At 53.3% G+C, this 22,816-nt stretch carries 20 protein-coding genes and 2 pseudogenes; 10 read left to right on the top strand and 12 right to left on the bottom strand.

Features of this window, described 5'->3' with window-relative positions; translation table 11 throughout:
- Positions 1 to 35 precede the first annotated feature (35 nt).
- The 3 genes from AB8615_RS03355 to AB8615_RS03345 form a co-directional block, all read right to left on the bottom strand.
- Positions 36 to 887, bottom strand: a complete 852-nt coding sequence (locus AB8615_RS03355) for a 4-(cytidine 5'-diphospho)-2-C-methyl-D-erythritol kinase (protein WP_409434119.1) — start codon at positions 885 to 887, stop codon at positions 36 to 38.
- Positions 884 to 2,563, bottom strand: coding sequence for a tetratricopeptide repeat protein (locus AB8615_RS03350; protein ID WP_409433528.1), 1,680 nt, complete (start codon positions 2,561 to 2,563; stop codon positions 884 to 886). The genes AB8615_RS03355 and AB8615_RS03350 overlap by 4 nt, the downstream gene beginning before the upstream one ends.
- A gap of 66 nt (positions 2,564 to 2,629) precedes the next feature.
- Positions 2,630 to 4,264, bottom strand: coding sequence for an electron transfer flavoprotein-ubiquinone oxidoreductase (locus AB8615_RS03345; RefSeq protein WP_418153129.1), 1,635 nt, complete (start codon positions 4,262 to 4,264; stop codon positions 2,630 to 2,632).
- Between the two features lie 215 nt (positions 4,265 to 4,479).
- Between AB8615_RS03345 and rimK the strand changes: the two are divergent.
- Together rimK and AB8615_RS03335 are read left to right on the top strand one after the other, a co-directional pair.
- Positions 4,480 to 5,866, top strand: a pseudogene (rimK, locus tag AB8615_RS03340) (30S ribosomal protein S6--L-glutamate ligase).
- 2 nt (positions 5,867 to 5,868) lie between these two features.
- The gene (locus tag AB8615_RS03335; protein WP_409433526.1) at positions 5,869 to 6,618 is read left to right on the top strand and encodes a uracil-DNA glycosylase; all 750 of its coding nucleotides are present in this window, start codon (positions 5,869 to 5,871) and stop codon (positions 6,616 to 6,618) included.
- A gap of 6 nt (positions 6,619 to 6,624) precedes the next feature.
- Here AB8615_RS03335 and AB8615_RS03330 read toward each other — a convergent pair whose 3' ends face one another.
- Positions 6,625 to 7,068: a DNA polymerase III subunit chi gene (locus tag AB8615_RS03330; protein WP_409433525.1), complete on the bottom strand. Its 444-nt coding sequence runs from the start codon at positions 7,066 to 7,068 to the stop codon at positions 6,625 to 6,627.
- A 3-nt stretch (positions 7,069 to 7,071) separates the two neighbouring features.
- Positions 7,072 to 8,526: a leucyl aminopeptidase gene (locus tag AB8615_RS03325; RefSeq protein ID WP_409433524.1), complete on the bottom strand. Its 1,455-nt coding sequence runs from the start codon at positions 8,524 to 8,526 to the stop codon at positions 7,072 to 7,074.
- 119 nt (positions 8,527 to 8,645) lie between these two features.
- Here AB8615_RS03325 and AB8615_RS03320 point away from each other — a divergent pair, with 119 nt between their 5' ends.
- The 5 genes from AB8615_RS03320 (at position 8,646) to rsmA (ending at position 14,144) form a co-directional block, all read left to right on the top strand.
- Positions 8,646 to 9,800 (top strand): LptF/LptG family permease, encoded by a 1,155-nt coding sequence (locus AB8615_RS03320; RefSeq protein WP_409433523.1) that lies wholly within the window; start codon positions 8,646 to 8,648, stop codon positions 9,798 to 9,800.
- Positions 9,797 to 10,891 carry an LptF/LptG family permease gene (locus AB8615_RS03315; RefSeq protein ID WP_409433522.1) on the top strand — a complete coding sequence of 365 codons (1,095 nt, stop codon included), beginning with the start codon at positions 9,797 to 9,799 and terminating at the stop codon, positions 10,889 to 10,891. Before AB8615_RS03320 ends, AB8615_RS03315 begins: the two co-directional genes overlap by 4 nt.
- 102 nt (positions 10,892 to 10,993) lie before the next feature.
- Positions 10,994 to 12,277 carry a peptidylprolyl isomerase gene (locus AB8615_RS03310; protein WP_409433521.1) on the top strand — a complete coding sequence of 428 codons (1,284 nt, stop codon included), beginning with the start codon at positions 10,994 to 10,996 and terminating at the stop codon, positions 12,275 to 12,277.
- An 18-nt stretch (positions 12,278 to 12,295) separates the two neighbouring features.
- The gene (gene pdxA / locus AB8615_RS03305; protein ID WP_409434117.1) at positions 12,296 to 13,300 is read left to right on the top strand and encodes a 4-hydroxythreonine-4-phosphate dehydrogenase PdxA; all 1,005 of its coding nucleotides are present in this window, start codon (positions 12,296 to 12,298) and stop codon (positions 13,298 to 13,300) included.
- Positions 13,287 to 14,144: a 16S rRNA (adenine(1518)-N(6)/adenine(1519)-N(6))-dimethyltransferase RsmA gene (rsmA, locus tag AB8615_RS03300; protein WP_418152667.1), complete on the top strand. Its 858-nt coding sequence runs from the start codon at positions 13,287 to 13,289 to the stop codon at positions 14,142 to 14,144. The genes pdxA and rsmA overlap by 14 nt, the downstream gene beginning before the upstream one ends.
- 3 nt (positions 14,145 to 14,147) lie before the next feature.
- Here the strand turns inward: rsmA and AB8615_RS03295 are convergent, their stop codons facing one another.
- The 7 genes and pseudogenes from AB8615_RS03295 to fabD all read right to left on the bottom strand — a co-directional run bounded on the left by AB8615_RS03295 (position 14,148) and on the right by fabD (position 20,152).
- Positions 14,148 to 14,828 carry a hypothetical protein gene (locus tag AB8615_RS03295; protein ID WP_409433519.1) on the bottom strand — a complete coding sequence of 227 codons (681 nt, stop codon included), beginning with the start codon at positions 14,826 to 14,828 and terminating at the stop codon, positions 14,148 to 14,150.
- A 168-nt stretch (positions 14,829 to 14,996) separates the two neighbouring features.
- Positions 14,997 to 15,627, bottom strand: a pseudogene (gmk, locus tag AB8615_RS03290) (guanylate kinase).
- 14 nt (positions 15,628 to 15,641) lie between these two features.
- Positions 15,642 to 16,694 (bottom strand): endolytic transglycosylase MltG, encoded by a 1,053-nt coding sequence (mltG, locus tag AB8615_RS03285; RefSeq protein WP_409433517.1) that lies wholly within the window; start codon positions 16,692 to 16,694, stop codon positions 15,642 to 15,644.
- A complete protein-coding gene (gene fabF, locus AB8615_RS03280; RefSeq protein ID WP_409433516.1) occupies positions 16,694 to 18,004 on the bottom strand; it encodes a beta-ketoacyl-ACP synthase II in 1,311 nt (436 codons plus the stop codon). The genes mltG and fabF overlap by 1 nt, the downstream gene beginning before the upstream one ends.
- Before the next feature lie 33 nt (positions 18,005 to 18,037).
- Entirely contained in the window at positions 18,038 to 18,274 is a 237-nt protein-coding gene (locus AB8615_RS03275; protein ID WP_409433515.1) for an acyl carrier protein, read from the bottom strand.
- A gap of 190 nt (positions 18,275 to 18,464) precedes the next feature.
- Positions 18,465 to 19,205: a 3-oxoacyl-[acyl-carrier-protein] reductase gene (fabG, locus tag AB8615_RS03270; protein ID WP_409433514.1), complete on the bottom strand. Its 741-nt coding sequence runs from the start codon at positions 19,203 to 19,205 to the stop codon at positions 18,465 to 18,467.
- Positions 19,206 to 19,207: 2 nt separating this feature from the next.
- Entirely contained in the window at positions 19,208 to 20,152 is a 945-nt protein-coding gene (gene fabD / locus AB8615_RS03265; protein ID WP_409433513.1) for an ACP S-malonyltransferase, read from the bottom strand.
- Positions 20,153 to 20,342: 190 nt separating this feature from the next.
- Here fabD and AB8615_RS03260 point away from each other — a divergent pair, with 190 nt between their 5' ends.
- The 3 genes from AB8615_RS03260 (at position 20,343) to rpsR (ending at position 22,811) form a co-directional block, all read left to right on the top strand.
- Complete coding sequence (locus AB8615_RS03260; RefSeq protein WP_418152664.1) at positions 20,343 to 21,989, top strand: hypothetical protein; 1,647 nt, start codon at positions 20,343 to 20,345, stop codon at positions 21,987 to 21,989.
- Positions 21,990 to 22,185: 196 nt separating this feature from the next.
- Entirely contained in the window at positions 22,186 to 22,545 is a 360-nt protein-coding gene (rpsF, locus tag AB8615_RS03255; protein WP_409433511.1) for a 30S ribosomal protein S6, read from the top strand.
- Between the two features lie 5 nt (positions 22,546 to 22,550).
- A complete protein-coding gene (rpsR, locus tag AB8615_RS03250; protein ID WP_409433510.1) occupies positions 22,551 to 22,811 on the top strand; it encodes a 30S ribosomal protein S18 in 261 nt (86 codons plus the stop codon).
- The last annotated feature ends 5 nt before the right edge of the window (positions 22,812 to 22,816 follow it).

The following is a 22,816-nucleotide window of genomic DNA, read 5'->3' as shown; positions in this document are numbered from 1 at the left end:
CAATACGCATATGACGAGCCCGCCTCCCATTTAGGTTAGGCGTCCCCAAGCACGGTCTGCATGACCCACCAGTCAGGGTGTTGTGTTTGCAAATCTTTTGAAGCAGCGCAGGCAGAGGCAGCACTTTCAAACAGGCCAAAACAGGTCGCCCCACTGCCCGACATACGCGCGAGGGTGCAGCCCTTTTGACGCCCTAATGCGGCAATGACCTCGCCAATTATCGGGGCTTGTGCGATCGCTATAGGCTGCAAATCATTGCGCCCATCCAGCGCTCGTTCCAACAAAGACCCTGAAAGCTGCTGCGGACGCGGCGTGTCCCGAATATCGTCTTGCGCATCAAAGGCGCGGAAAATTTCGGCGGTAGAAACAGCAATGCCTGGATTGACTAAAACAGCATGCAGCTGTCCTAAATCGGGCCAGAGCGTTACGTCTTCGCCGATGCCCGTCATATGCGCGGTCTGTGACAGAACGCAGACTGGCACATCCGCGCCAAGACCGACGGCGATATGGAGATCATCCACCCCGCTCATGCGCAAGATCGCCGCTGCATTGGCGCTGCCACCGCCAATCCCGGCGGAAACAGGCAAGTTTTTGGTTAGCGTGATATATTCAGGCGGGAGGTTTGCGGCATCAATCGCTCGCAAGATCATATTATCATCACCCACCGTCAGACCCAAACTAAACGGCCCGTCAATCGAAAGCGTCGTTTTATCTGCCGGGAACATCTCTATTTCGTCGCCTATATCTGCGAATACGACGAGGCTATCGAGGGGGTGGTAATTCAAAAAAGGGTCGTGCGGATCTTTGATCACGCGCCCAACATGAAGCGTCAGATTGATCTTGGCGCGGGCGGTGTCGCGGCGCGTGGTTGCATCTGCCCGCGCTATGGCAAAGCCTCCAAGCCGCCTTTAAGTTTGATTTCAATCGCAGCGCGTTCTTCGTCGGTTGGTTCAAATTCAAGCGCACGTTCCCATTGATAGCCCGCCTCCCGCTTGCGCCCAACCTTCCAATACACATCGCCCAAATGGTCAATAATTGTCGCTGAAGACGGCGAGAGGGACGCCGCTTTTTCGAGGTTGATCTTTGCCTCTTCATACTGGCCCAGCTTGTAATGCGCCCAGCCAAGACTATCGACAATCGCGCCAGATCGCGGCTGCATTTCGACGGCCTTTCGGATCATATCAAAAGCTTCCGTCAGGTTTTCCCCGCGATCAACCCATGTATATCCCAAGTAATTCAGCGTATCGACATTGTCAGGATCGATGGATAGCACACGTTTGAAATCCGCTTCCGCTTTGCTCCATTGATCAATGCGCTCATAAATGATGCCGCGCAAACGCAAGGGTTCGATGTTTTTGGTTAGCTCTTCATCCGTCATAGACTGCACGAGCGTATCGTAAAAGGGTAGCGCTTCTGCATACGCTTCACGGAAGAAACGGGCGCGACCCACGGCTTCGCGGGTGATGAAAGAGGGATGAGTCTCCGCGAGATCTTCCAAAATCACGAGCGCTTCATCATCTTCGTCTGCGGAAAAATGGATGTTTGCTTGGTTCAGCCGCGCAGACACATAGTAAGGCGAATTATCATCCATCGCTTTGTAGAGCGCATAGGCCTCCGCATCACGGTCTGTATCTTCCAGTAAGGCCCCGAGCCAAATCACGGCCTTGTCGTAAGAGGGGTCAATTTGACGAGCCATGCGAAGATAAATCTCCGCCCCATCAGGTGCGCGATTGGCGACAAAAAAGGCAAAGGCTGGATCAACCAACGCCCGCGCGGCTTGCTCTTTGGGCGATAATTTCGTTGTGATCTTTCCACCAGACTGCAGCGTGTCGAGCATGGCCGCTGTTGGCCCTGTTTCAGCCGCGTCATTATCCTCAGCAAAGGCTTGCAGGGCCGCAATCGCAGCCTCACGATCCCCGCGTGCCATTTCAAGCCTTGCGCGGGTCAGCACATTTTCGACGGGTGACATCCCAATCTCTTCGACTTTTTTCAAAGCCTCGTCTGCAGCGTCATAATTGCCTGCGCCGAGTTCGAGTTTGGCGATTTGCAACTCGCTATAGGTCGAAAAATACGTGGCGCCACCTAGCCCCCGAAACGTCTTTCGCGCACGATCTAATTTGTTTTGGTCGACCTCATTCCACCCTTGAACCAAGCGCATCAGGATATTGACGGTGAGGTCAGCGGTGGGCTGTTTCAGATATTTTTCCGCGCGCGATGATCGTCCGCGTGAGAACGCCTCAATGCCCAAGACGGCGCGCGCCATGGGTTCGGTCTTGTCATTGCGGTAAATTTTGGCCGCTATTGTGCGGGAATTGTCAATCTCTCCCGCATTGAGGGCGGATACCAGCGCCAAACGGCCTAGTTTTTTATCCGTCGAGATACGCTCAAACGCGCGGCCAAAATACTGAGCTCGCGCTTGGGCGTCGTCGATGTAATTGGCATAGCTGCCAGCCAAGTATTCACCATACAGGTCGCCCTGCACTGGCACGCTTTCCGCCGCCGCATTTGGCGCGAAACCCGCTGTCAAAAGGCAAGCTGAAAGAAGGAGGTGACGTATGTTCATAGGCGTCTCTATTGCCGCTACTGATCCAAATTACAATGCACGAGTGCGGTTCAACCCCAGAATGCGCTACATATTTGGATAGTTAGGGCCACCGCCGCCTTCTGGCACCGTCCAAACAATGTTTTTGCTCGGGTCTTTAATATCACAGGTTTTGCAATGAATACAATTCTGCGCATTAATATTGAAGCGCGGGTTAGATCCGTCATCATCCGTCAGAACTTCATAGACACCCGCTGGGCAGTAGCGCTGCGCAGGTTCGTCATATTCTGGGAGGTTGATCTTAATCGGAACACTATCGTCGATCAGTTTCAGGTGGCTTGGCTGATCTTCAGAATGGTTGGTCGCGGTAAAAGACACATTGGTCAGGCGATCAAATGACAAAATTCCATCAGGTTTCGGGTAGTCAATAGGCTTATATTTTGATTGTTTTTCTGTCGATTCTGCGTCGTCTTTTTTATGTGATAGTGTGCCAAACACGTTAAATTTCGCAATCGTCGCAGCCCACATGTCGAGGCCGCCCATCATCATTCCGCCGAGCAGCGGACCAAAGCGCGAGTTCAGTGGCGCGACGTTGCGGACAGGTTTTAAATCATCGGCAATCGGGCCGTCATGGATCGCGTCATCATAGGCGAGCAATTCATCGCCTGAGCGACCTGCGGCCAAGGCTGCATGCGCGGCCTCTGCCGCATGAATGCCAGAGAGCATTGCGTTATGATTGCCTTTAATCCGCGGCAAGTTCACGAGGCCAATCATACAACCCAGCAGCGCTCCGCCAGGGAAGACAGCTTTCGGAATAGACTGATAGCCCCCCTTAGTGACAACACGCGCCCCATAAGCCACGCGCTTACCGCCTTTAAGCAAGTCTGCGATTTCAGGATGATGCTTCCAACGCTGAAACTCAGCATAAGGATATTGATGCGGGTTTTTATAGTTCAGATCGACAATCATGCCGAGGAAGACCTGGTTGTTTTCCGCATGATAGAGGAATGATCCGCCGCCCTGCTTCCACGACAATGGCCAGCCTGCAGAATGAAGAACGGTGCCCTCACTGTGATTTTTTGGATCAATATCCCAAATTTCTTTCATACCGAGGCCGAATTTTGGCGGCTCAACATCTTGGTCCAGCGCGTATTTGGATATCGCGATTTTGGACAGCGACCCCCGCGCGCCCTCGCTCAGCATCACGTATTTGCCGTGTAGCTCCATGCCAGGCTCATAGCCCTCGCCTTTGGAGCCGTCTTTGGAGATGCCAAATTCGCCAGCGACCACGCCTTTGACTTCGCCGTTCTCTCCGTAGACCAGTTCTGAACATGACATGCCCGGGAAAACTTCAACACCGAGCGCTTCGGCTTGTTCCGCTAACCAACGGCAGACATTGGCCATAGAGACGATGTAATTGCCGTGATTATTCATCAAGGGCGGCATGACGAAATTCGGCACGCGTAAGGAACCCGCTGGGCCAAAGAGGAAAAACTTATCGGCTTTGACTTCCGTTTTGATCGGCGCGCCTTTTTCTTTCCAATCAGGGATCAAGCGGTTCAGGCCAATCGGATCTAGCACAGCACCAGAAAGGATATGCGCCCCGACTTCGGACCCTTTTTCCAATACGACCACATTACAGTCCGCATTGAGCTGTTTCAGGCGGATCGCAGCGGATAGGCCCGCTGGCCCTGCCCCGACGATGACAACGTCATATTCCATTGACTCGCGCTCAGGGGCGGGCGCTGCGTCTTGGACCGCGCTCGCGGCGGGATAGCCTTGATCATTTGCTGTAGGATTATTCTCTGACATAGATTTTATTCCGTTATTATCTCGGCAGCAGCCCTAGCCGCCCCCATTATTTATCTGTAGACCTAAACTTTAATTTCAAGCGGGACAAGCATACGCTTTGCCGCATTTCAGAAAGTTGGCAACAGATGAGCGAATTACTCGCATTAGGGTGGGAAGAATGGGTCGGCTTACCGGAATTATCGTTGCCTGCGATCAAAGCCAAAGTCGACACGGGCGCACGCACATCCGCCCTTCACGCTGTCGCGATTGAGCCATTCGGCACAGAGAAAAATCCACAAGTGCGGTTCATTATGCACCCTGACCCAGCCGATCCGACGATTGAGGTCATTTGCTCGGCCAAAGTCATTGATCGCCGCAATGTCACCAGTTCTAACGGCAGCACAGAATTGCGCTATGTCATTCGCGCGACGGTCCATATTGGCGGCAAAAAATGGCCCATCGACATCTCTCTGACGAGATCGGGAGACTATGGGGTATCGCATGTTGCTAGGCCGCTCTGCGCTGATCGACGGCGTATCTGTGACCCCTGGCCTGTCATTCCAACAGCCTATACTGGACTATTCGGCCTATAAGAAGCCGCAACGGAAGAAATCAATTCCAAAGCGCCCTCTGCGCATTGCAATCCTAACCCAAGAACCCAGTAATTACTCCAATCGCCGCATGATAGAGGCGGGTGAAGCGCGGGGCCATGTCGTTGACTGTATTGAGACCAGCCGATGTTACATGGCGATCAACGCGCATAAACCCGAAGTCTATTATGATGGCAAAGCTCTGCCGCGTTACGATGCTGTGATCCCACGGATCGGGGCGCGGTTGACATTTTACGGCATGGCGGTTGTGCGACAATTTGAGAGCATGGGTGTGTATTGCGTCAACCGCTCTGCCTCTATTGGCGCATCCCGCGATAAATTACTCGCCCATCAAGTTTTGGCGCAGCATCGCCTTGGCATGCCCACGACTGCCTTCGCCAAAAGCTCACACGATACCAAAGGCATTTTGGACGTGGTCGGCGGTGCGCCTGTCGTCGTGAAATTGCTGGAGTCGACACAAGGTAAGGGCGTTGTGCTGGCTGATACGCGTAAGGCAGCGTCCGCACTGATTGATGCCTTTCGTGGCCTGAACGCGCATTTCTTGGTCCAAGAATTTGTCAAAGAAGCGGGCGGCTCTGATCTTCGCTGCTTTGTCGTGGACGGTAAGGTCGTCGGCGCGATGATGCGAACGGCGCAAGCGGGCGAGTTTCGCTCCAACGTCCACCAAGGCGGGTCTGTCAAGAAAGTCCGCCTCACCAAAGAGGAACGCCGCGTTGCGATCAAAGCGGCGAAAATCTTGAAATTATCTGTCGCAGGCGTCGATATTTTGCGTTCTGATAGCGGCCCAAAAATCCTCGAAGTCAATTCGTCCCCTGGCCTCGAAGGCATAGAGAAAGCAACAGGCGTCGATATTGCGGGCGAGATCATTGAGTGCATTGAAGCCAATGTCCCAACCATGTTCCGCACAGGGACAAAGGGGTAATCATGGACGCGGCGCTAAGGTCTCTGCTGGATTGGTATGCGCAGGTCGGCGTCGATGTGCCAGATATAGCGCCCGCGCGGCCTAGCCGGAAATCCGCCTCAAAACCACGTACCATGCGGGACGCGAAGCCCGCCGCGGCGAAGCCGACACCCAAACCGAGAGAGCCTGCCTTCAAACCGCTGGACGCCGCGCCGATTGCAGCCAAAGCCAAAACGCTGGATGAGCTTCGGGCCGCAATCAATGCTTATGATGCGGGCGTGTTGTCTGACGGAGCGCGGCAAGCGGTCTTTTCGCGCGGAAATCCTGCGGCCGATCTGATGGTGATCGGCGAAGCACCGGGGCGCGATGAAGACATTGCGGGCGAACCTTTTGTGGGCCGTTCAGGGCAGCTATTGGACCGTATGCTCGGCGCGATTGGCCTCGGCGCTGATGATGTCTACGTGACGAATGTGATTAACTGGCGACCGCCCAATAACCGCAATCCGGAAGATCACGAGATCGAGATGTGCCGCCCTTTCCTCAACCGTCATATAGAATTAGCCGCACCGAAAGTTCTGCTGCTCGTCGGCGGTGTGTCGCTCTCAGCAATGGCGGGGGTGACAGGTATTATGAAGAACCACGGACAATGGCAGGAGGTCAACAATCTCCCTGCTCTCCCCATTTACCACCCCGCATTTCTGTTAAGACGCCCAGAATTGAAGAAAGAGGCGTGGCTGGATTTGCTGGAATTGCGCGCGAAGTTAATAGGGTGATCTCCCCTATGCTTTCTTGTCCCAGCCCCCGCGATCATTTTGTTGATAGTAAGCTAGCGTTGCGCCCGCCTCTTTGAGCGTTTTCCATCGCCCTCGCTCCCGCTGGATATCGTCTTTGCTTCGGCCATTGATCATGACCATCGCGCGGGACGCGTCCGCCATATCGGATACATCTGCGCCGTCGAGAAGGAAGATAGCGTCAAAGTCTTTGGCGCTATCCGCGCTGGCCGATAGCAGGATAGGTTGTTGATCGGCGCGGGGCTCATCATCCCGCCCATGGGGCAAAAACGCATCATCCCGAAACGTCCACAAATAGGCGTCCATTTCGGGCAATTTTGCTTCCGGCATTTTCACCAAAGCCCGCCATCCTTTGGCAAGCGTCTTCTCTAGCAGACCCGGTAAGACGCCTTCTATCGTCGAGGCTTCAAGATGGTAGAACCAGTATTCCACAAATTACGATTCGTGGTTATCCGCGATCCAACGGTTGAGCAGACGCACGCCAAAACCTGTGCCGAATGTGGGTTCTCGGGGGTCTTTGCTGCCGTTTTTCATGCCTGTACCAGCAATGTCCAGATGCGCCCAAGGCGTGTCTTTGCCGACGAAGCGCTGCAGGAATTGCGCCGCTGTGATAGAGCCAGCCGCGCGGCCGCCAATATTCTTCATATCCGCATTGGGGCTGTCGAGCATCTTGTCGTAAGCTTTCGCGAGCGGGAAGCGCCACGTTTTGTCCGTTGATGTGTCTGACGCCGCCATGATCTGCGAAGCCAAGTCATCATTGTTGGAAAACAAACCCGCATATTCATCACCGAGCGCGACGATGATTGCGCCCGTCAGTGTGGCCAGATCAATCATCGCAGTTGGCTTATATTTCGTGACGGCATAATGCAGCGCGTCTGCCAGAACCAAGCGGCCCTCAGCATCTGTATTCTGCACTTCAATCGTTTGACCCGACATAGATGTCACAATATCGCCTGGGAGTTGCGCGAGGCCGTCAGGCATGTTTTCCACTAAGCCAACAATGCCAACAACATTGGCTTTTGCTTTGCGTTTCGCAAGCGCGCACATTGCGCCGACCACGGCAGCAGAGCCGCCCATATCGCCTTTCATATCCCACATATTCGCACCTGGTTTGAGCGAGATACCGCCCGTATCAAATGTCACGCCCTTGCCGACGAGACATGCAGGTTTCGCACCCTTTTTGCCGCCATTCCAACGCATAATGACCATTTGGCTTTCGCGCGGGGAACCAAGACCGACGCCCAGAAGCGCGTTCATACCAAGCGATTTCATCTTCTTTTCGCCAAGGATTTCAACTGACAAACCAAACTCCGTTAGCTTCTTGATTTCTGCCGCATATGCCTTTGGGTAAATCACATTGGGCGGCTCATTGACCAGATCCCGCGCGAGGATTTGCCCGTCGCCCACGGGGCCGTAATAATTATCGTAAGACTTCTTGGCCGCATTCGGATTATCACACGCGATTTTCAGTGTCTTAAACTTTGGCTTTTTGGATTTCGTCGCGTCAGATTTACGGCGGTCAAAGACATAGCCTGCCAAGCGTGCGCCGAGAGCGACCCGCGCGGCGTCATCAGGGGTTGCGTCTGTGCCGTCTAAATGGATCGTCAGCGCAGTTTCCCCTGATCCCCGCAGAGATTTTACCCACCGCGCCGCGCTCATTTCATAATCAAATGTGTCAGCTTTGCCGCGCGCCATGACAGTCAAATTGACCGCTTTCGCACCGCTCATCGCATAGGTCGAAAACTTATCGCCAGCTTTCGCGGCAAAGCCTGACGCTTTGGCGGCAGCCGAGACGGCGTCGCTGCTGTAAGCGCTACCCTCCACTGCGTTTGAAATAACGAGTGCTGCTCCAGATTTTGCGGGGGCGGCTTTAACAAAAGTGACGTTCATGAATGTTTCCTCATTTTCTGTGACTTGTCTGGTAAACCACTGGGAGCTGTATTAGAAGACCAAAGTCTGGTGTGTGCTTATTTTATACGCGCCAAAAGTGGCAAAGGGCCTCATTTTTCATGCAAGTATTGCAGAGATATTTCTGGAAACAAGTTTTAGGGCCGCTTGTTCTGGCCCTAACGGCTTTATCCGCGCTTGCCCTGTTGACCCAAAGCTTACAGACGCTCGATTTGATTGTTGAGAATCGTCAAAGTGCGCTGACGTTTTTCTACATTACACTGCTGGCGCTGCCACAATTAATTGGGATCATCATGCCGCTGGCCGTTTTCATGGCAACGCTTTACGCGCTTAATCGATTGAATATGGATAGTGAGTTAATCGTCGCGAAGGCGGCTGGCTTTTCGCCGTGGCAGATCGCGTCGCCTGTGCTGCGTCTGGGTGTGTATGCGTTGATAGCGCACCTGATTATCAACCTCGTCTTACAACCGCTATCCTTTCGAGAGATGCGGGGGGAAATCCTGAAAGTCCGCACAGATATTGCGAGCCAGATGGTGCAGGCCGGAGACTTCATTACACCCGCACCCAAGCTAACGGTCTATGCGCGCGACATATCCTCAGACGGGAAACTGCGAGACGTTCTGATCCATGACGGGCGAGACAAAAACGGGGCAATCACGCACACGGCAAAATCAGGATATGTGCAGCGTTCCAATACCTCAGCCGCTCTGGTTTTGACTGATGGCTCCGTACAACAAATGTTGTCTGATGGATCACTAGATGTTGTGGGGTTTGACGATTATGTGCTGGATTTATCGGAAGTCATGGCGATTGATAATGTGCTGCGCCTCAAAGCCTCTGATCGCTTTTTACATGAATTACTGCGCCCTGACCCCCGCGAATATATCACGTCTAATTTCAAGCGGGATTTGGCCGCAGAAGGTCACGCTCGGCTGTCATCGCCCATCTATAATGTGGCGCTGACCCTCTTGGCGCTTTGTTTTTTGGTGCGCGGCGAGCATCAAAGATTAGGCTATGGCAAGCGCATTGCCATCTGCGCTGTCATCGGGTTTGGAGTACGACTCGCGGGCTTTGCCCTGACATCAGCAGCCGAGGGCGACCTGGGACTAAACGCAGCACAATATGCGCTACCAATTATATTGGCTGCTATATGCATCGTCTATCTTTTGTCTAAGAAACGAGCCTTTCGTCTGGGCACGACGCGGGCGCAGCGCAATTATGACAAGCACAGCACTGCTGCGAGTCTTGCCACGTGATTTCCACTCTCAACCGATATATCGCTGGGCGCGTTTTGCGCGGGATTGGTGTCGCATTTATCATTGTCACAGCGATTATCATGCTCGTCGACTTCGTCGAAGGCTCTCGCAATCTGGGCAGTGATAGCGGGATTACTTCGCTGCAACTCCTGTTTTTGACGTTACTAAAAGCGCCAAAATTCGTCGAGCAGACGATCCCCTTTGTGGTGCTATTTGGTGTAATGGGAGCGCTTTACGGGATGAACCGCCGCTCTGAACTCATCGTACTGCGCGCATCTGGTCTATCCGCTTGGCGTTTCTTACGGCCCGCCTTATGGGTCACAGCGGTGCTTGGCATAATGTGGTCAGCGATTGCCAATCCTTTGGCGTCCAAAATGCTTTCCTACCAAGACGCGCAAATGATCAAATGGAGCAATGCAGGCGAGCCCGTCGAAGTCAAAGACATCTGGTTGCGCGAAGGCACAGATATTTTCCAAACCGTGATCCATGCGAAGCGGGTAAACTTGACGGAGAAAACACTCGACGCGCCTGTCTTTTATCAGTTGCAAGTCCTGCCAGACGGGGCAACTCAATTTGCGCGGCGCTTTGACGCAAAATCTGCCGAGCTAGTGACTCGCGATTACTGGCAGTTAAATGACGTGATTGAAAATGCGCCTGGCGAGGTCACGCAGCGACATCTGACAATCTCGCTGCCCACGACGATCACATTGGACGACCTACAGGCTCAAGCCAAAACGACTACAACACCGCCATTTTGGGAAATCCCTGCCGCTGTGCGAGATAATGAGCGGGCTGGTTTTTCCGCCAGAGGTCTGCGGATGCAGTTCAACCGTTTGCTCGCCTTACCGATTATGCTGATAGCCATGACGTTTATTGCGGCGGGCGTTTCCATGCACCTAACCCGTCAGGGTGGGACGTTGCGTCTCCTGATCTCTGGCGCTGCTCTGGGCTTTGCCGTGTTCTTCGCGGATAGCGTCATTAGCGCCTTTGGCGAGGTTGCGACCCTGCCTGTCATGGTGGCGTCCTGGTCTATTCCCCTGCTTGTCCTATTTGCGGGCATCGCCTATCTATCAAAAATCGAGGACGGCTAGCTGCACTCTGACCGAAAGTTAATACAATCAGCCCAAAAACTTCGCTAAATATAAGCCGCCTTTGCGAATTGCGCTGAGGCGAAAAAGCCCTATAACGCCCCTATGGCGACTACGACCTTTAGGGATAACCGGACCGATCCTATGATGAATTTGAAACGCAGCCTTCTGGCGATACTCTTCACATTGACTTGCAGCTTCGCTGTGACGGCAAATGCGCAAAGCACGACGCCGCACGGGATTGCCGCTGTGGTCAATAGCGACATCGTCACGACCCATGATTTGCGACAGCGCGTCTTGTTTATGCTCGCCACAACGGGGGCGCCGCGTGATGAGGCTAGCTTGGCTCGTATCCAACAACAAGCCATCCGCAATCTGGTAGATGAGCACCTTCAGATGCAAGAGGCTGAGCGTTATGATCAATCTATTTCGGACGAAGAAATCAATCAGTCCGTTGCCCGCCTCTTTGGTCGCAACGGGCTTGACCCAAACGAAGTCGTTGGAAGATTAGCCGCAGCAGGTGTGTCGATTGAAACACTCCGGGATCAGGTACGTTCAGAAATTGCGTGGCAGCGAATCACGAATGGTTTGTTCGGTTCTCGCATCCGCATTACAGATGCGCAGATCGACGAAACGCTCAACCGTCTGACGGCCAATGCGTCTAAGCCAAACTTCCGAGTGGCTGAAATCTACATCGAGGCGTCACCTGATATTGGCGGTATGGACGGTGCGATGGAAGGCGCCAATGCGATGATACAACAAGTCAAAGAGGGTGCGCCCTTCCCACTATTGGCGCAACAATTCTCCTCGGCTCCGTCTGCGGCCAAAGGCGGCGACATTGGTTGGATTCGCGAAGGCGAGCTGCGCCCTGAAATCGATCAAGCCATCACTCAGATGGAAGTTGGCGCCCTGTCGACACCGATCCAAACACCTGGCGGCGTCTATGTCGTGGCATTGCTTGATAAAAAAGTGTCTGAGGCTGAAACGCTCTATAAATTGCGTCAGGTGACAGTCGAAAATGAGGATTTAGAAGCCGCGAAGAGCAGACTTATTTCGCTGCGTGATACGCTCACCTCTTGCGACACGCTCGTCGCTGATGTTGCAGAAATCGAGGACCTTAGCGCTGCCGATATGGGTGAGTTGAAATCATCCGAGTTGTCGGATGAAGTTCTCGCCCTGCTCGCTGCGACTGATGTAGGCCAGCTTTCTGATCCGATTGAACGCCCCTCTGGCGCGACATCAATTTTGATCTGCGCCCGCGAAGCTACGGGATCAGAAATTCCAACGCGCGACGAAATCGAAAATCGCTTGATGGATCAACAGCTGGCGCAAGCCTCTCGCCGTCACCTCCGCGATCTTCGCCGTAAAGCCACGTTGGTGGTGCGCTAGCCGCTCTCCATGCGATCGTTGAGCCCTAATCCACTTGTCGTCTCCATGGGCGACCCTGCAGGTATAGGTCCGGAAATCACGATCAAGGCTTGGGAGGCTTTGCGAGGACAATCTCATTTGGCCTTTGCGGTTATTGCACCCCCCGCAGTGTTTGAAGGCCGCGTTCCGTGCCAGATCATTGACGCACCTCAACAAGCAAATTCGATCTTCGCATCTGCTCTTCCCATCATCGCCATAGACGGCTTGGCGGCCAATGCGGGCCAAGCCGACCCCGCCCATGCACCTGCGATTACGAGCAGTATTGAACGCGGTGTGTCGCTCTGTTTAGACGGGCAAGCGGCGGGCCTCGTGACGTGTCCCATCGCCAAAGACATTCTCTACAAAGCTGGGTTTAGCTTTCCCGGACACACGGAATATCTCGGGCATTTATGCATGGGGCACGATGCGCCCTATGATGCTGGGCCTGTCATGATGCTGGCCGCGCAAGATTTGCGCGTTGGACTTGTGACCGTCCACATTGCGCTCCAAGTCGCAGCATTAAGCCTATCCGAAGATACGATTATTCGCACGGCCAAAGTGATGCTCGGCGCTTTGACAACCGATTTCGGCATAGCTAAGCCACGCCTCGCGCTGACAGGCCTCAACCCGCATGCGGGCGAAGGCGGCGCTTTGGGGCGGGAAGAAATAGACATCATCAACCCCGCAGCGGCCAAACTCCGCGCCCTAGGGCACGAGGTCACGGACGCCCAACCTGCTGACACCTTGTTTCATTCTGACGCCCGACAAGGCTATGATGCTGTGTTGGCCATGTATCATGATCAGGGACTCATCCCTGTAAAAACGCTAGACTTTCACGGCGGCGTTAACATCACTTTGGGGCTTCCGATTGTGCGCACCTCCCCCGATCACGGCACAGCTTTTGGTATTGCAGGGCAAGGCGTGGCACGTCCTGACAGCCTGATAGCGGCGATCAAAACCGCACGACAGATCGCCAATCAAAGAGCCTCTCATGCCGTCCAGTAAATCGTCGGGTAAATTATGGGACACCCTCCCCGCGCTCTCGGATTTATTGCGGCAGAACAATCTCTATGCGGATAAAAAGCTCGGGCAGCATTTTTTGCTCGACCGCAATATCACTGACAAAATCGCCAGCCTCGCCGCGCCACTGAACGGCGTACATGTCGCCGAAATTGGCCCAGACTCAGGCGGGTTAACGCGGTCCTTGCTCGACGCTGATGCGGCGGAAGTACTGGCGATTGAAATGGACGAACGCTTTGCCAATCTGAACACAGATATGGCCCCTGTCACAGGGGGTCGGCTCCGTGTTTTGCAAGCAGATGCCTTGGCTGTGAACATCGCCAAAGAGCTGCCCGCGCCGCGCAAAATTGTGGCGAACTTGCCCTATAATGTCGGCACGAAAATGCTGGTAAATTGGATCACGGCTGACCCTTTATTTTGGGACCAGATGGTATTGATGTTTCAAAAAGAAGTCGCAGAACGTGTCTGCGCTGCACCGGGCGAAAGCGCCTATGGCCGCTTGGCTATCCTCTGCCAAAGCGTTGCGAGTGCGCATATTGCATTTGAAATTCCCGCCCGCGCCTTTACGCCCCCGCCCAAAGTAGACAGTGCAGTTGTCGTGCTGCGCCCGCTAGAGCAACCTTTTCCCAAATTGAAAATGTTGGGCGAGTTAACCCAAGCGGCTTTCGGGCAGCGCCGCAAGATGCTCCGCGCTTCACTCAAGAGTTTTGCCAAGCGGCATGATTTAGATTTAATCGCGTGGTTGGAAAGCTGCGGCATTGACCCGCAAGCGCGGCCAGAAACTCTGCAAGTTTCAGAGTTCCAAACATTGGTCGAGACTGTTAAATAGCAGCTAACCTAGTTGGTGGATCGCCGTCCCCATATCCTCATCGGATAAGCCCAACACCCTCCCAATTTTGATCAGTCGCCCCATCGTCGCGTCATCCGTATTGCGGCTGACTCTCGCCAATTCACATAACTCTGTGAACAGGCTCATCATGGCGCGGACATGGTGACTCTCGGCTTTCTTAAAAGGACGGATAATTTGCTTCAAATTCGGTCGGGTCGATATGGACGAGATCAAGGTTTGAAAGTTCTTTTGCCGCTGTCCATAGGCGCAATTTTGTGTTTTCTCTAAGGTGGACAGCAGAGCGTTATTCGCTTGGCTACACGCATAATAGCTCAGCTTGATCAGGGTTTGCGTGCGCAAATCGAGGTCGTGGTCACGTAAGTAATTCGTGGATGTCCCAACTAAAGTATTGCCGTAAGACGTGGGAGCTGTGTAGGGGCGAGTAGGTTGTGTGGCGACATGATTGATATAGCTCTGCTGCGTTCGTCCTTTCAGGGGGCGAATATTGCGGCTGGCCCAGTCGGCAAGGTGATGAAACACGCCTTCGCCCGCCATAATCCAGAGGCCCGCAAACACGATCCCGCCTACAAAATAGACGAGATTATAAGACATAATAGCTTCAACAAATTCGACACTTGCGGGGTCACCTTGGAGCGCCCGCTTGCCGTAAATCAGGGCTGGCATAAAAGTGACAACAGAAATTGCTTTCGAGAGTCGATCGCCCTCAACTGTGGTCGCGCTGCACGCGATTAAGAGTGTAAACCCAATGAAAAAACTAAATACGATCCACAACATTCCTCGCCAAATACCAGACGAGGTTTGAGATTTGGTTAGCCTAGAATTAGGCCCGCATTAACCACCACTGATCAAACTTTTGACGAACCCGCCCAACCATGGCTGGCGACGGCGGCGCATGCGTTCAGCGGCAATAATACTCCGCACTTCTTGCAGCGCAGTATCAAGGTCTTCATTGACGATCACATAGTCATATTCCGCCCAATGACTGATCTCGGCTTCCGATTTGCTCATGCGTTTGGCAATGACGCTGTCGCTATCCTGCGCCCGCGTTTTAAGGCGCTTTTCTAACTCTCGCATATTGGGCGGGAGGATGAAAATTTTGACCAAATCATCAGCGGCACGCCTGCGTCAGTTGCTGCGCCCCTTGCCAATCAATATCAAAGATCACGTCGCGAGCATCCTCTAACGCATCTTCGACAGGGCCGCGCGGTGTGCCGTAAAAATTATCGAAAACTTTAGCGTGTTCCAGAAACTCGACATTGCTCTCTAATTCGGCGAATTTTTCCTTTGAGACAAAATAGTAATCCTTACCTTCGACCTCGCCAGGGCGCGGTTTACGCGTGGTCGCAGACACACTCATGGTCAAGTCAGGATCACTCGCCAGCAGTTGTCGCGTCAGGGTCGTCTTACCCGCCCCGCTTGGCGAGGATAGCACAATCATAAGGCCGCGCCGGTTGGCTTTCATTGTCTCTAAAGCACTCATCTCTGTCGCCGCTCCCGCTCAATTTTTCGCCATTTGGCGACGTTCCGTTCATGCTCTGCCAGTGTCTTGGCAAAGGCGTGACCGCCAGTGCCGTCCGCCACAAAGAACAACGCATCCGTCTCGTCTGGGTTAAGGACCGCGCGGATAGCGTCTGCCCCTGGATTGCAAATCGCCGTCTTGGGCAAGCCGTCAATTTGGTATGTATTCCAGTCCGTTTTTCGGTCAATCTCGGACCGGTAAATGCCACGGCGTTTGCCCGCCTTATTCAAAAGGATTTCGCCGCGCGACACGCCGTAAATAATCGTTGGATCAGATTGCAAACGCATACCAATGCGCAAGCGGTTCGTGAACACGCCCGCGACCTTGCCTCGCTCCATGCCAACGCCCGTTTCTTTTTCGACGACGGACGCCAATATAATCGCTTCAGCTCTGGTTTTAATTGGCAGGTTTGGTGCGCGATTATCCCACAAATCATCTAGCAACTGCTTTTGTGCCAAGGCCATTTTCTGCAACAGTTCAGACTGTTTCATGCCGCGCGGTGTGAGGTATGTTTCAGGCAATAGTGTGCCTTCTGGCGGCACAGCAGGATCATCATCTATCAGCGTGGGAACACCGTCTAGCGAGCGCACAATCATCGCCGATGTCAGCCCCTCTGGCGCGGTGAAGGGATATAGCACAGCCTTACCATTGGCGAGCGCGTCATAGACGCCTGCCATTGATAATTTGGGGTCAACCAAGAATTCGCCCGCTTTGAAATTGGCCTCATTCCCCCGCAATTTCGTGACCAATTTGAAGACGAAAGCGCTATCGATCAGTTCGTTTTGTTCCAAACGAGTGGCGATGGAAGATAGGCCTGCACCCTTGGGTACCGTGAATACCATAGGAGCTGCGTCTGATCTTTGCGCGCGTTCATATTTATAATTCACAGCGGCATATGTTGCCAGCAAGAGCGCGCCAAAAAATGTCAGGATCGCGGCTAGTCCGATAATACCAAGCCACCGCTTTTGCGGCTTCGTGAATGTCGGCGATGTCTTCGGTGGCGCTGACACTATCCTTCGGGCAGTTGCTTAAAGATGACAGCCGCATTCGTTCCGCCAAAGCCAAATGAGTTAGACATCACCGCCTTACCCTCAAACGGCTTGGGCGAGTGCGGCACCAAGTCGAGGGGCGTATCGACGGATGGATTATCCAAGTTCAGCGTGGGCGGCGCGATGTGATCGCGCAAAGCAAGGATTGAGAAGATGGCTTCAATCGCGCCCGCCGCGCCGAGCAGATGCCCTGTTGCAGACTTGGTCGAGGACATTTTCACATTTTTCGCATGATCGCCGAGCAATGTCTCAACGGCTTTGATTTCTAATTCGTCACCCATCGGAGTGGAGGTGCCGTGCGCGTTGACATAGCCAATATCAGTGGCCGCGAGACCTGAGTCCTTTAACGCCGCTTTCATCGCGCGATGACCCCCTTCGCCTTCAGGCGCAGGGCTAGTAATGTGGTAAGCGTCGCCGGATAGGCCATAGCCAGCCAGTTCGGCATAAATCGTTGCACCGCGCGCTTTCGCGTGTTCGTATTCTTCCAGAACAACAGCGCCGGCGCCCTCCCCCATTAGAAATCCGTCGCGGTCTTTGTCATAAGGACGAGAGGCTTTTTCAGGTGTATCGTTAAACCCTGTCGTCATGGCGCGACAGGCGACAAAACTTGCAATACCCAGGCGACAAATCGAGGCCTCGCCGCCGCCCGCGACCATAACATCCGCATCGCCATAGGCGATCAAGCGGCCTGCATCTCCGATCGCGTGAGCCCCTGTTGCGCAGGCCGTCACAACGGAATGGTTCGGGCCTTTGAGACCGTGGCGGATTGAGATTTGGCCAGACGACAAATTGATTAGCATGGCAGGCACAACGAAGGGCGACAAACGCCGCGGCCCTTTTTCGTGCAAGAGTATAGAATTATCATATGTCGTGGCGAGACCACCGATACCTGACCCCATCAAGACGCCAGTGCGTTCCTGTGCTGTCTCAGACACCTCTGATGGATTCCAACCCGCATCAGCTAGTGCTTCGTCGGCTGCCGCGATTGAATAGAGAATGAAGTCGTCAATGCGTTTCGCATCGCGCTTACTCATCACATCATCTGGGTTGAAAATGCCTGATTGATCAGGTGAGCCCGCAAAAAACTTGGGGCCGCGCCCATCGGCGCGAGGGATGATGGCAGCGACTTTGCACGCAATATCGCTGACATCGAAATGTTCAATTTTGGAAGCTCCCGACTTTGACGCCAGGATGTTCTTCCATGCGGTATCAACACCGCACCCTACCGGAGTGACGAGCCCTAAACCTGTGACAACAACGCGTCTACGCATAGGGCTCCCCTTTAGTTCGGTTAAGGAATAAGCCTAGTCGACTTTAGAAGAGATAAACTTAACGGCGTCGCCGACAGTTTGAATATGCTCTGCGGCGTCGTCTGGGATTTCGATATCGAATTCTTCTTCAAACGCCATGACGAGTTCGACATTGTCGAGGCTGTCTGCGCCCAAATCGTCGATGAAGTGAGCTTTATCAGTCACTTTATCTTCTTCCACATCCAGATGTTCCACGACCATTTTTTTTACGCGGGCTAATACGTCTGACATAGGTTTTCCTTTGTTTTATTTCCGAAAGATAATCTTTTCGGGGTTAGGCACAGTAAATGGGGCGATATGTCAAAAAAGCAACCCCCTGCGCAATCGAAGCGCGGCCTAGCACACGATTCTTAGCCTGACTAGCACATATACCCGTCAATATCAGGGTTTATTTTACGTGCTAAGCCAGACCCAGTTCGCACTAGATCATCGCCATACCTCCGTTGACATGCAGTGTTTGCCCCGTGACATAGCCCGCTTCTTCACTCGAAAGATAAAGCGCGGCAGACGCAATTTCTGCGCCTGTCCCTAGTCTAGCAGCGGGAATTTTAGCCAATGTCGCCTCTCTCTGCGCGTCATTTAACTCGTCCGTCATGGGCGAGCTAATGAAACCCGGCGCGATGCAGTTGACTGTAATTCCGCGTGTTGCCACCTCTTGGGCGAGGGATTTAGAGAAGCCGATCATGCCTGCTTTGGACGCTGCATAATTGGTCTGTCCTGGGTTTCCAGTCACGCCGACAATGGATGTAATGCCAATGATTCGCCCCCAACGCGCCTTCATCATCGACCGCAGACAGGCCTTGGAGAGGCGGAAATAGGCTTCCAAATTGACTTTTTGCACCAAATCCCAGTCCTCTTGCTTCATCCGCATCAGAAGTCCATCGCGCGTGATACCCGCATTGGCGATCAATATGTCCACTGCCCCACCCATGGCCTCTTCCGCTGCCTTGGGCAACGCGTCAACAGCATCCCCGTCAGCCAGGTTACACGGCACAACATATGCCCGCTCACCTAGCTCGCTCGCCAGTCCTTCAAGCTTTTCAGCGCGTGTCCCTGATAGAGCCACTGTTGCGCCCTGCGCATGCAAGATACGCGCGATTTCACCGCCGAGGCCGCCCGTTGCACCCGTTACCAAGGCGCGTTTTCCGCTTAAATCAAACATAACTATCCTTTTATCTCTTTGGCGAAAGCCTCAAGGCTTTCAGGTGAATTCAGGGCGACGCCTTTGATGTCTTTGACTATGCGCTTCAGCATCGCGGTCAGGACTTTACCAGTGCCTGGCTCAGCAAATGTCTCAATTCCGTTTGCTGCCATCCACTCAATCGATTCGCGCCAACGCACACGGCCTGTCACCTGTGCGATGAGGTCATTTTTCAGTTGCTCTGGATCGGTAACGGGCATGGCTTGCACATTATTGATGATCGGAACAGACGGCGTATTAAAAGTCACATCAGCCAGCGCACCCCGCATGGCGTCAGCTGCTGGCGACATAATATCGCAATGAAACGGCGCTGAAACATTGAGCATCATCGCCTTTTTCACGCCCATCTCTGTCGCGGCGTCGCAAGCCGCTTGAACAGCGTCTGTCTCGCCCGATAGCACGATCTGTCCCGTGGCGTTGTCATTGGCGATTTGGCAAATGCCGTGTTTCGCGCCCGCAGCGGCAGCGGCTTCTGCGTCCTCTACAGAAGCCCCCAGCAAAGCCGCCATAGCGCCTTTACCGACAGGCACGGCGTTTTGCATCGCGTCCCCACGAATGCGAAGCAATTTCGCCGTGTCGCGCAAATTGATCACGCCCGCTGCGCAGAGCGCCGAGTACTCGCCCAGCGAATGGCCCGCCGCATATTTCGCTTCTGCAACATCAATACCAAAATCCTTGGCCAGAACTGTCATGGCCGCGATAGACGATGCCATTAGCGCGGGTTGCGTATTGGTTGTCAGGCTAAGGTCTTCGATCGGTCCCTCCCACATTAAATGCGAGAGCTTTTGTCGCAAAGCATCATCGACTTCTTCAAATATGTGGCGGGCGTTCGGAAAAGCTTCGGCCAAATCTTTGCCCATGCCAATGGATTGGGAGCCTTGACCAGGAAATGTAAATGCAAACGCCATAAAACCCTCAAATAATAACGTCTTAACAAGCTGCTAGCTTGGGGCGGGAAGGTCAACGCTTAATTCTTGAAATACCGAAAAACATAGCCTTTTTTGTATGAAATAGTGGAGTTTGACGCCCAAGTTTTACGCCTTGTTAACCACGTCAACCTAACCCATAGTTGAGTTAGATGTAGGGGATTCGCGTAGAATGCGCTTTTTCAAAAAAACCGAGAATAAGTCAGCGCGCGAAAAACGTGAGGCTGTTAAGCAAGACCTTGCAGATGCGATGGCCGAGCAAGCTGACCCTTCGACGCAGAAAGAGAATTTGCTCGATACATGGCGACAGTTGGAAGCAGAGGCTGAAGCTCTGAATACTAAACTAGACGACACCTCCGATATTGCAAAAGATCACAGCTCTGACGCAGATCAATATGACGTATCGCAAAATGCAGATACGCCCTCGCGCGACACTGCGATGAATTTCCTGCAAGACAGCGCAAGTGATTATCGTGAACCTCGTTTTTCTGCCAATCTTGGTCAGAAAACAGAGCGGATTGATGTGTCTCCCCTGACAAATCCACACACGAATACGGCGTCGCAAATGCAAGCCGAGCGCGAGACCACGAAAGCGCTAGACGTGAAAATTCCGTCTGCCTTTACGCGTGAAGAAGGGGCAGACCTCAATGCGATGCGCCTAGATGTGGCCCGCATTTCAGCAGATATTCAAAGCGGCGAAGAATTGTACCGCAGAGCGCAAAAGCGGATTGAGAATCTCACCGCTTTTGTCGAACGAGCCGAAGTTGACTTCTCGCTTCTCAACCGCCTTGAGCCTGAAAATCGCCGCCTGAAAGCCCGTAATCGTACGCTTGAAGCCGAGATCACGGACAAGCTGCGCAAGGTGCAAATTTTAGAGGCTGATCTGGAGAACCACCAGCGCCGTCTCTCAGAGCGCAATGCTGTGTTTGATGAGGTGCAAGGCAAGTTAGCCTTGGCAACCAACTCATTGCGCGAGTTTGAGCGTATGCTCAAAACAGCCCGCGAGAACGGGGAACGCAGTGCGCTGGCCGCTGAACGCGCTGAAAATTCGCTCGATGTGGAAAAGCGCGAAAATGAAATCCTGCGCCAGAAACTCGTTGAGATGTCAGTCAGCTTTGAAGAGAAGCAGTCTGGCTATATCGAAGCCAAAAAAGTTGCAGACTCGCTCGCCGTTGATGCCGAAGAGTTCCGCCAGACCGCCCAAGGCGCACAATCAGAGAATATTGATCTGCGCAACGCTCTTGATCATGCGCAGCTACAAAACAACCAAATGAAGGGTGAGATGGTCACGCTTCATGAGGAAATCCGAAACTTCAAAACGCAATATGAATTCAACATGATTGCGCGCGAAGACGAGATCATCGCAATGCAGGGCAAAATTGATGCTTTGCAAAAACAACTCGATATTAAAGACGAGATCATACGTAATGCCGCGCGTGACGTTACCGAGCTGCGCAAAATTCGGACGGCCCAAGACCTTGAGCGGGAACGCCTCGAAAGCACGATCACGCAGCAAGCCTATCAACTGGATCAAGCGCAAAGCGAGCTCCTAAAAACAAAGCAGGACGTGACCGATTTTGACCGCCGCTACCGCGATGTCGCGACTGCGCTGACCGTGTCGCAAGCACGCCGTAGCAGCAGTCCACCCGCCGAAACGCCTGATATTCAGCCCGCGCCACGATCCCCCGGTGAAGATCAATTTGCTCCGCTGACAGAACGCGCAGACTACAATCCAGATGAGTTTAGCGATCTGTCAGACGACGATATTATGGATCAAGTCACCGAGTTCAAACTCGGCCTGCGTAACGACATCGGTTAACCCCCGCCGCGCGAGACACTCGCGCCTGAATTAAGCGCTTGAACCTGCGTCATATCCCTGTATAAGCCCGCCATTCACCGGAAACGGTCTTATTTTATCTTGTCTGGCATGGGGTCAGACCCTGAAATAAGAGCCATCGCTAGAGTTTCGCCTTCACGAGCCTCCTGCGCCGTTTTCATAAAAATGAAGGACTATTATGTCTCTCTACGAGCACGTGGTTATTTCACGTCCGGACATCTCTTCCAACCAAGTGGAAGAATTCGTCCAAAACCTTGCCACAAAGATCGAAAATATGGGCGGCACTGTTGAAGGTGCTGAATATTGGGGTCTGCGTAATCTGGCTTACCGCATGAACAAAAACCGGAAGGCGCATTATTCGCTCCTGAAAGTCAATGCAGAGCCGTCTGTCGTTCTCGAAATCGAGCGCACGCACCGCATTAACGAAGATATTCTGCGTTATATGTCGATCCGCGTCGACGAATTCTCTGACGAACCGTCAGCTATTTTGAAAAAACGCGAAGAGCGCAAGCGTCGCGACAATAAGCGTGAGGACTAGGACCCATGGCCAAAGATCAGTTGAAAATTGAAAACCTGCCGTCACGGACATCGTTCCGTCGTCGTCGCAAAGTCTGTCCATTCTCTGGCGATAACGCCATTGCAATCGACTATAAAGACCCAAAAATGCTACAGCGTTATATGTCTGAAAAAGGCAAAATCGCCCCGTCACGCATTACGGCTGTCTCTCACAAGAAACAGCGCAAGCTGGCGCAAGCCATCAAACGCGCACGCTTTCTGGGCCTTCTGCCCTATGAAGTGAAGTAGGAGCG

This window comes from Litorimonas sp. RW-G-Af-16 (assembly GCF_048319245.1).
Classification (GTDB): Bacteria; Pseudomonadota; Alphaproteobacteria; order Caulobacterales; family Maricaulaceae; genus Litorimonas.
The sequence above is the reverse complement of the archived record's forward strand: the minus strand, read 5'-3'. Positions and strand labels throughout refer to the sequence as shown.

What these genes read in the sequence shown, in the direction of transcription:
- AB8615_RS03295 (WP_409433519.1), bottom strand. Translation starts at nt 14,828, where the DNA reads ATGCCAGCCCTGATTTACGGCAAGCGGGCGCTCCAAGGTGACCCCGCA.
- fabF (WP_409433516.1), bottom strand. Translation starts at nt 18,004, where the DNA reads ATGCGTAGACGCGTTGTTGTCACAGGTTTAGGGCTCGTCACTCCGGTA.
- rsmA (WP_418152667.1), top strand. Translation starts at nt 13,287, where the DNA reads ATGCCGTCCAGTAAATCGTCGGGTAAATTATGGGACACCCTCCCCGCG.
- AB8615_RS03350 (WP_409433528.1), bottom strand. Translation starts at nt 2,563, where the DNA reads ATGAACATACGTCACCTCCTTCTTTCAGCTTGCCTTTTGACAGCGGGT.
- rpsF (WP_409433511.1), top strand. Translation starts at nt 22,186, where the DNA reads ATGTCTCTCTACGAGCACGTGGTTATTTCACGTCCGGACATCTCTTCC.
- AB8615_RS03275 (WP_409433515.1), bottom strand. Translation starts at nt 18,274, where the DNA reads ATGTCAGACGTATTAGCCCGCGTAAAAAAAATGGTCGTGGAACATCTG.
- AB8615_RS03260 (WP_418152664.1), top strand. Translation starts at nt 20,343, where the DNA reads ATGCGCTTTTTCAAAAAAACCGAGAATAAGTCAGCGCGCGAAAAACGT.
- fabG (WP_409433514.1), bottom strand. Translation starts at nt 19,205, where the DNA reads ATGTTTGATTTAAGCGGAAAACGCGCCTTGGTAACGGGTGCAACGGGC.
- AB8615_RS03345 (WP_418153129.1), bottom strand. Translation starts at nt 4,264, where the DNA reads ATGGAATATGACGTTGTCATCGTCGGGGCAGGGCCAGCGGGCCTATCC.
- AB8615_RS03310 (WP_409433521.1), top strand. Translation starts at nt 10,994, where the DNA reads ATGGCGACTACGACCTTTAGGGATAACCGGACCGATCCTATGATGAAT.
- AB8615_RS03335 (WP_409433526.1), top strand. Translation starts at nt 5,869, where the DNA reads ATGGACGCGGCGCTAAGGTCTCTGCTGGATTGGTATGCGCAGGTCGGC.
- AB8615_RS03320 (WP_409433523.1), top strand. Translation starts at nt 8,646, where the DNA reads ATGCAAGTATTGCAGAGATATTTCTGGAAACAAGTTTTAGGGCCGCTT.
- AB8615_RS03325 (WP_409433524.1), bottom strand. Translation starts at nt 8,526, where the DNA reads ATGAACGTCACTTTTGTTAAAGCCGCCCCCGCAAAATCTGGAGCAGCA.
- rpsR (WP_409433510.1), top strand. Translation starts at nt 22,551, where the DNA reads ATGGCCAAAGATCAGTTGAAAATTGAAAACCTGCCGTCACGGACATCG.
- fabD (WP_409433513.1), bottom strand. Translation starts at nt 20,152, where the DNA reads ATGGCGTTTGCATTTACATTTCCTGGTCAAGGCTCCCAATCCATTGGC.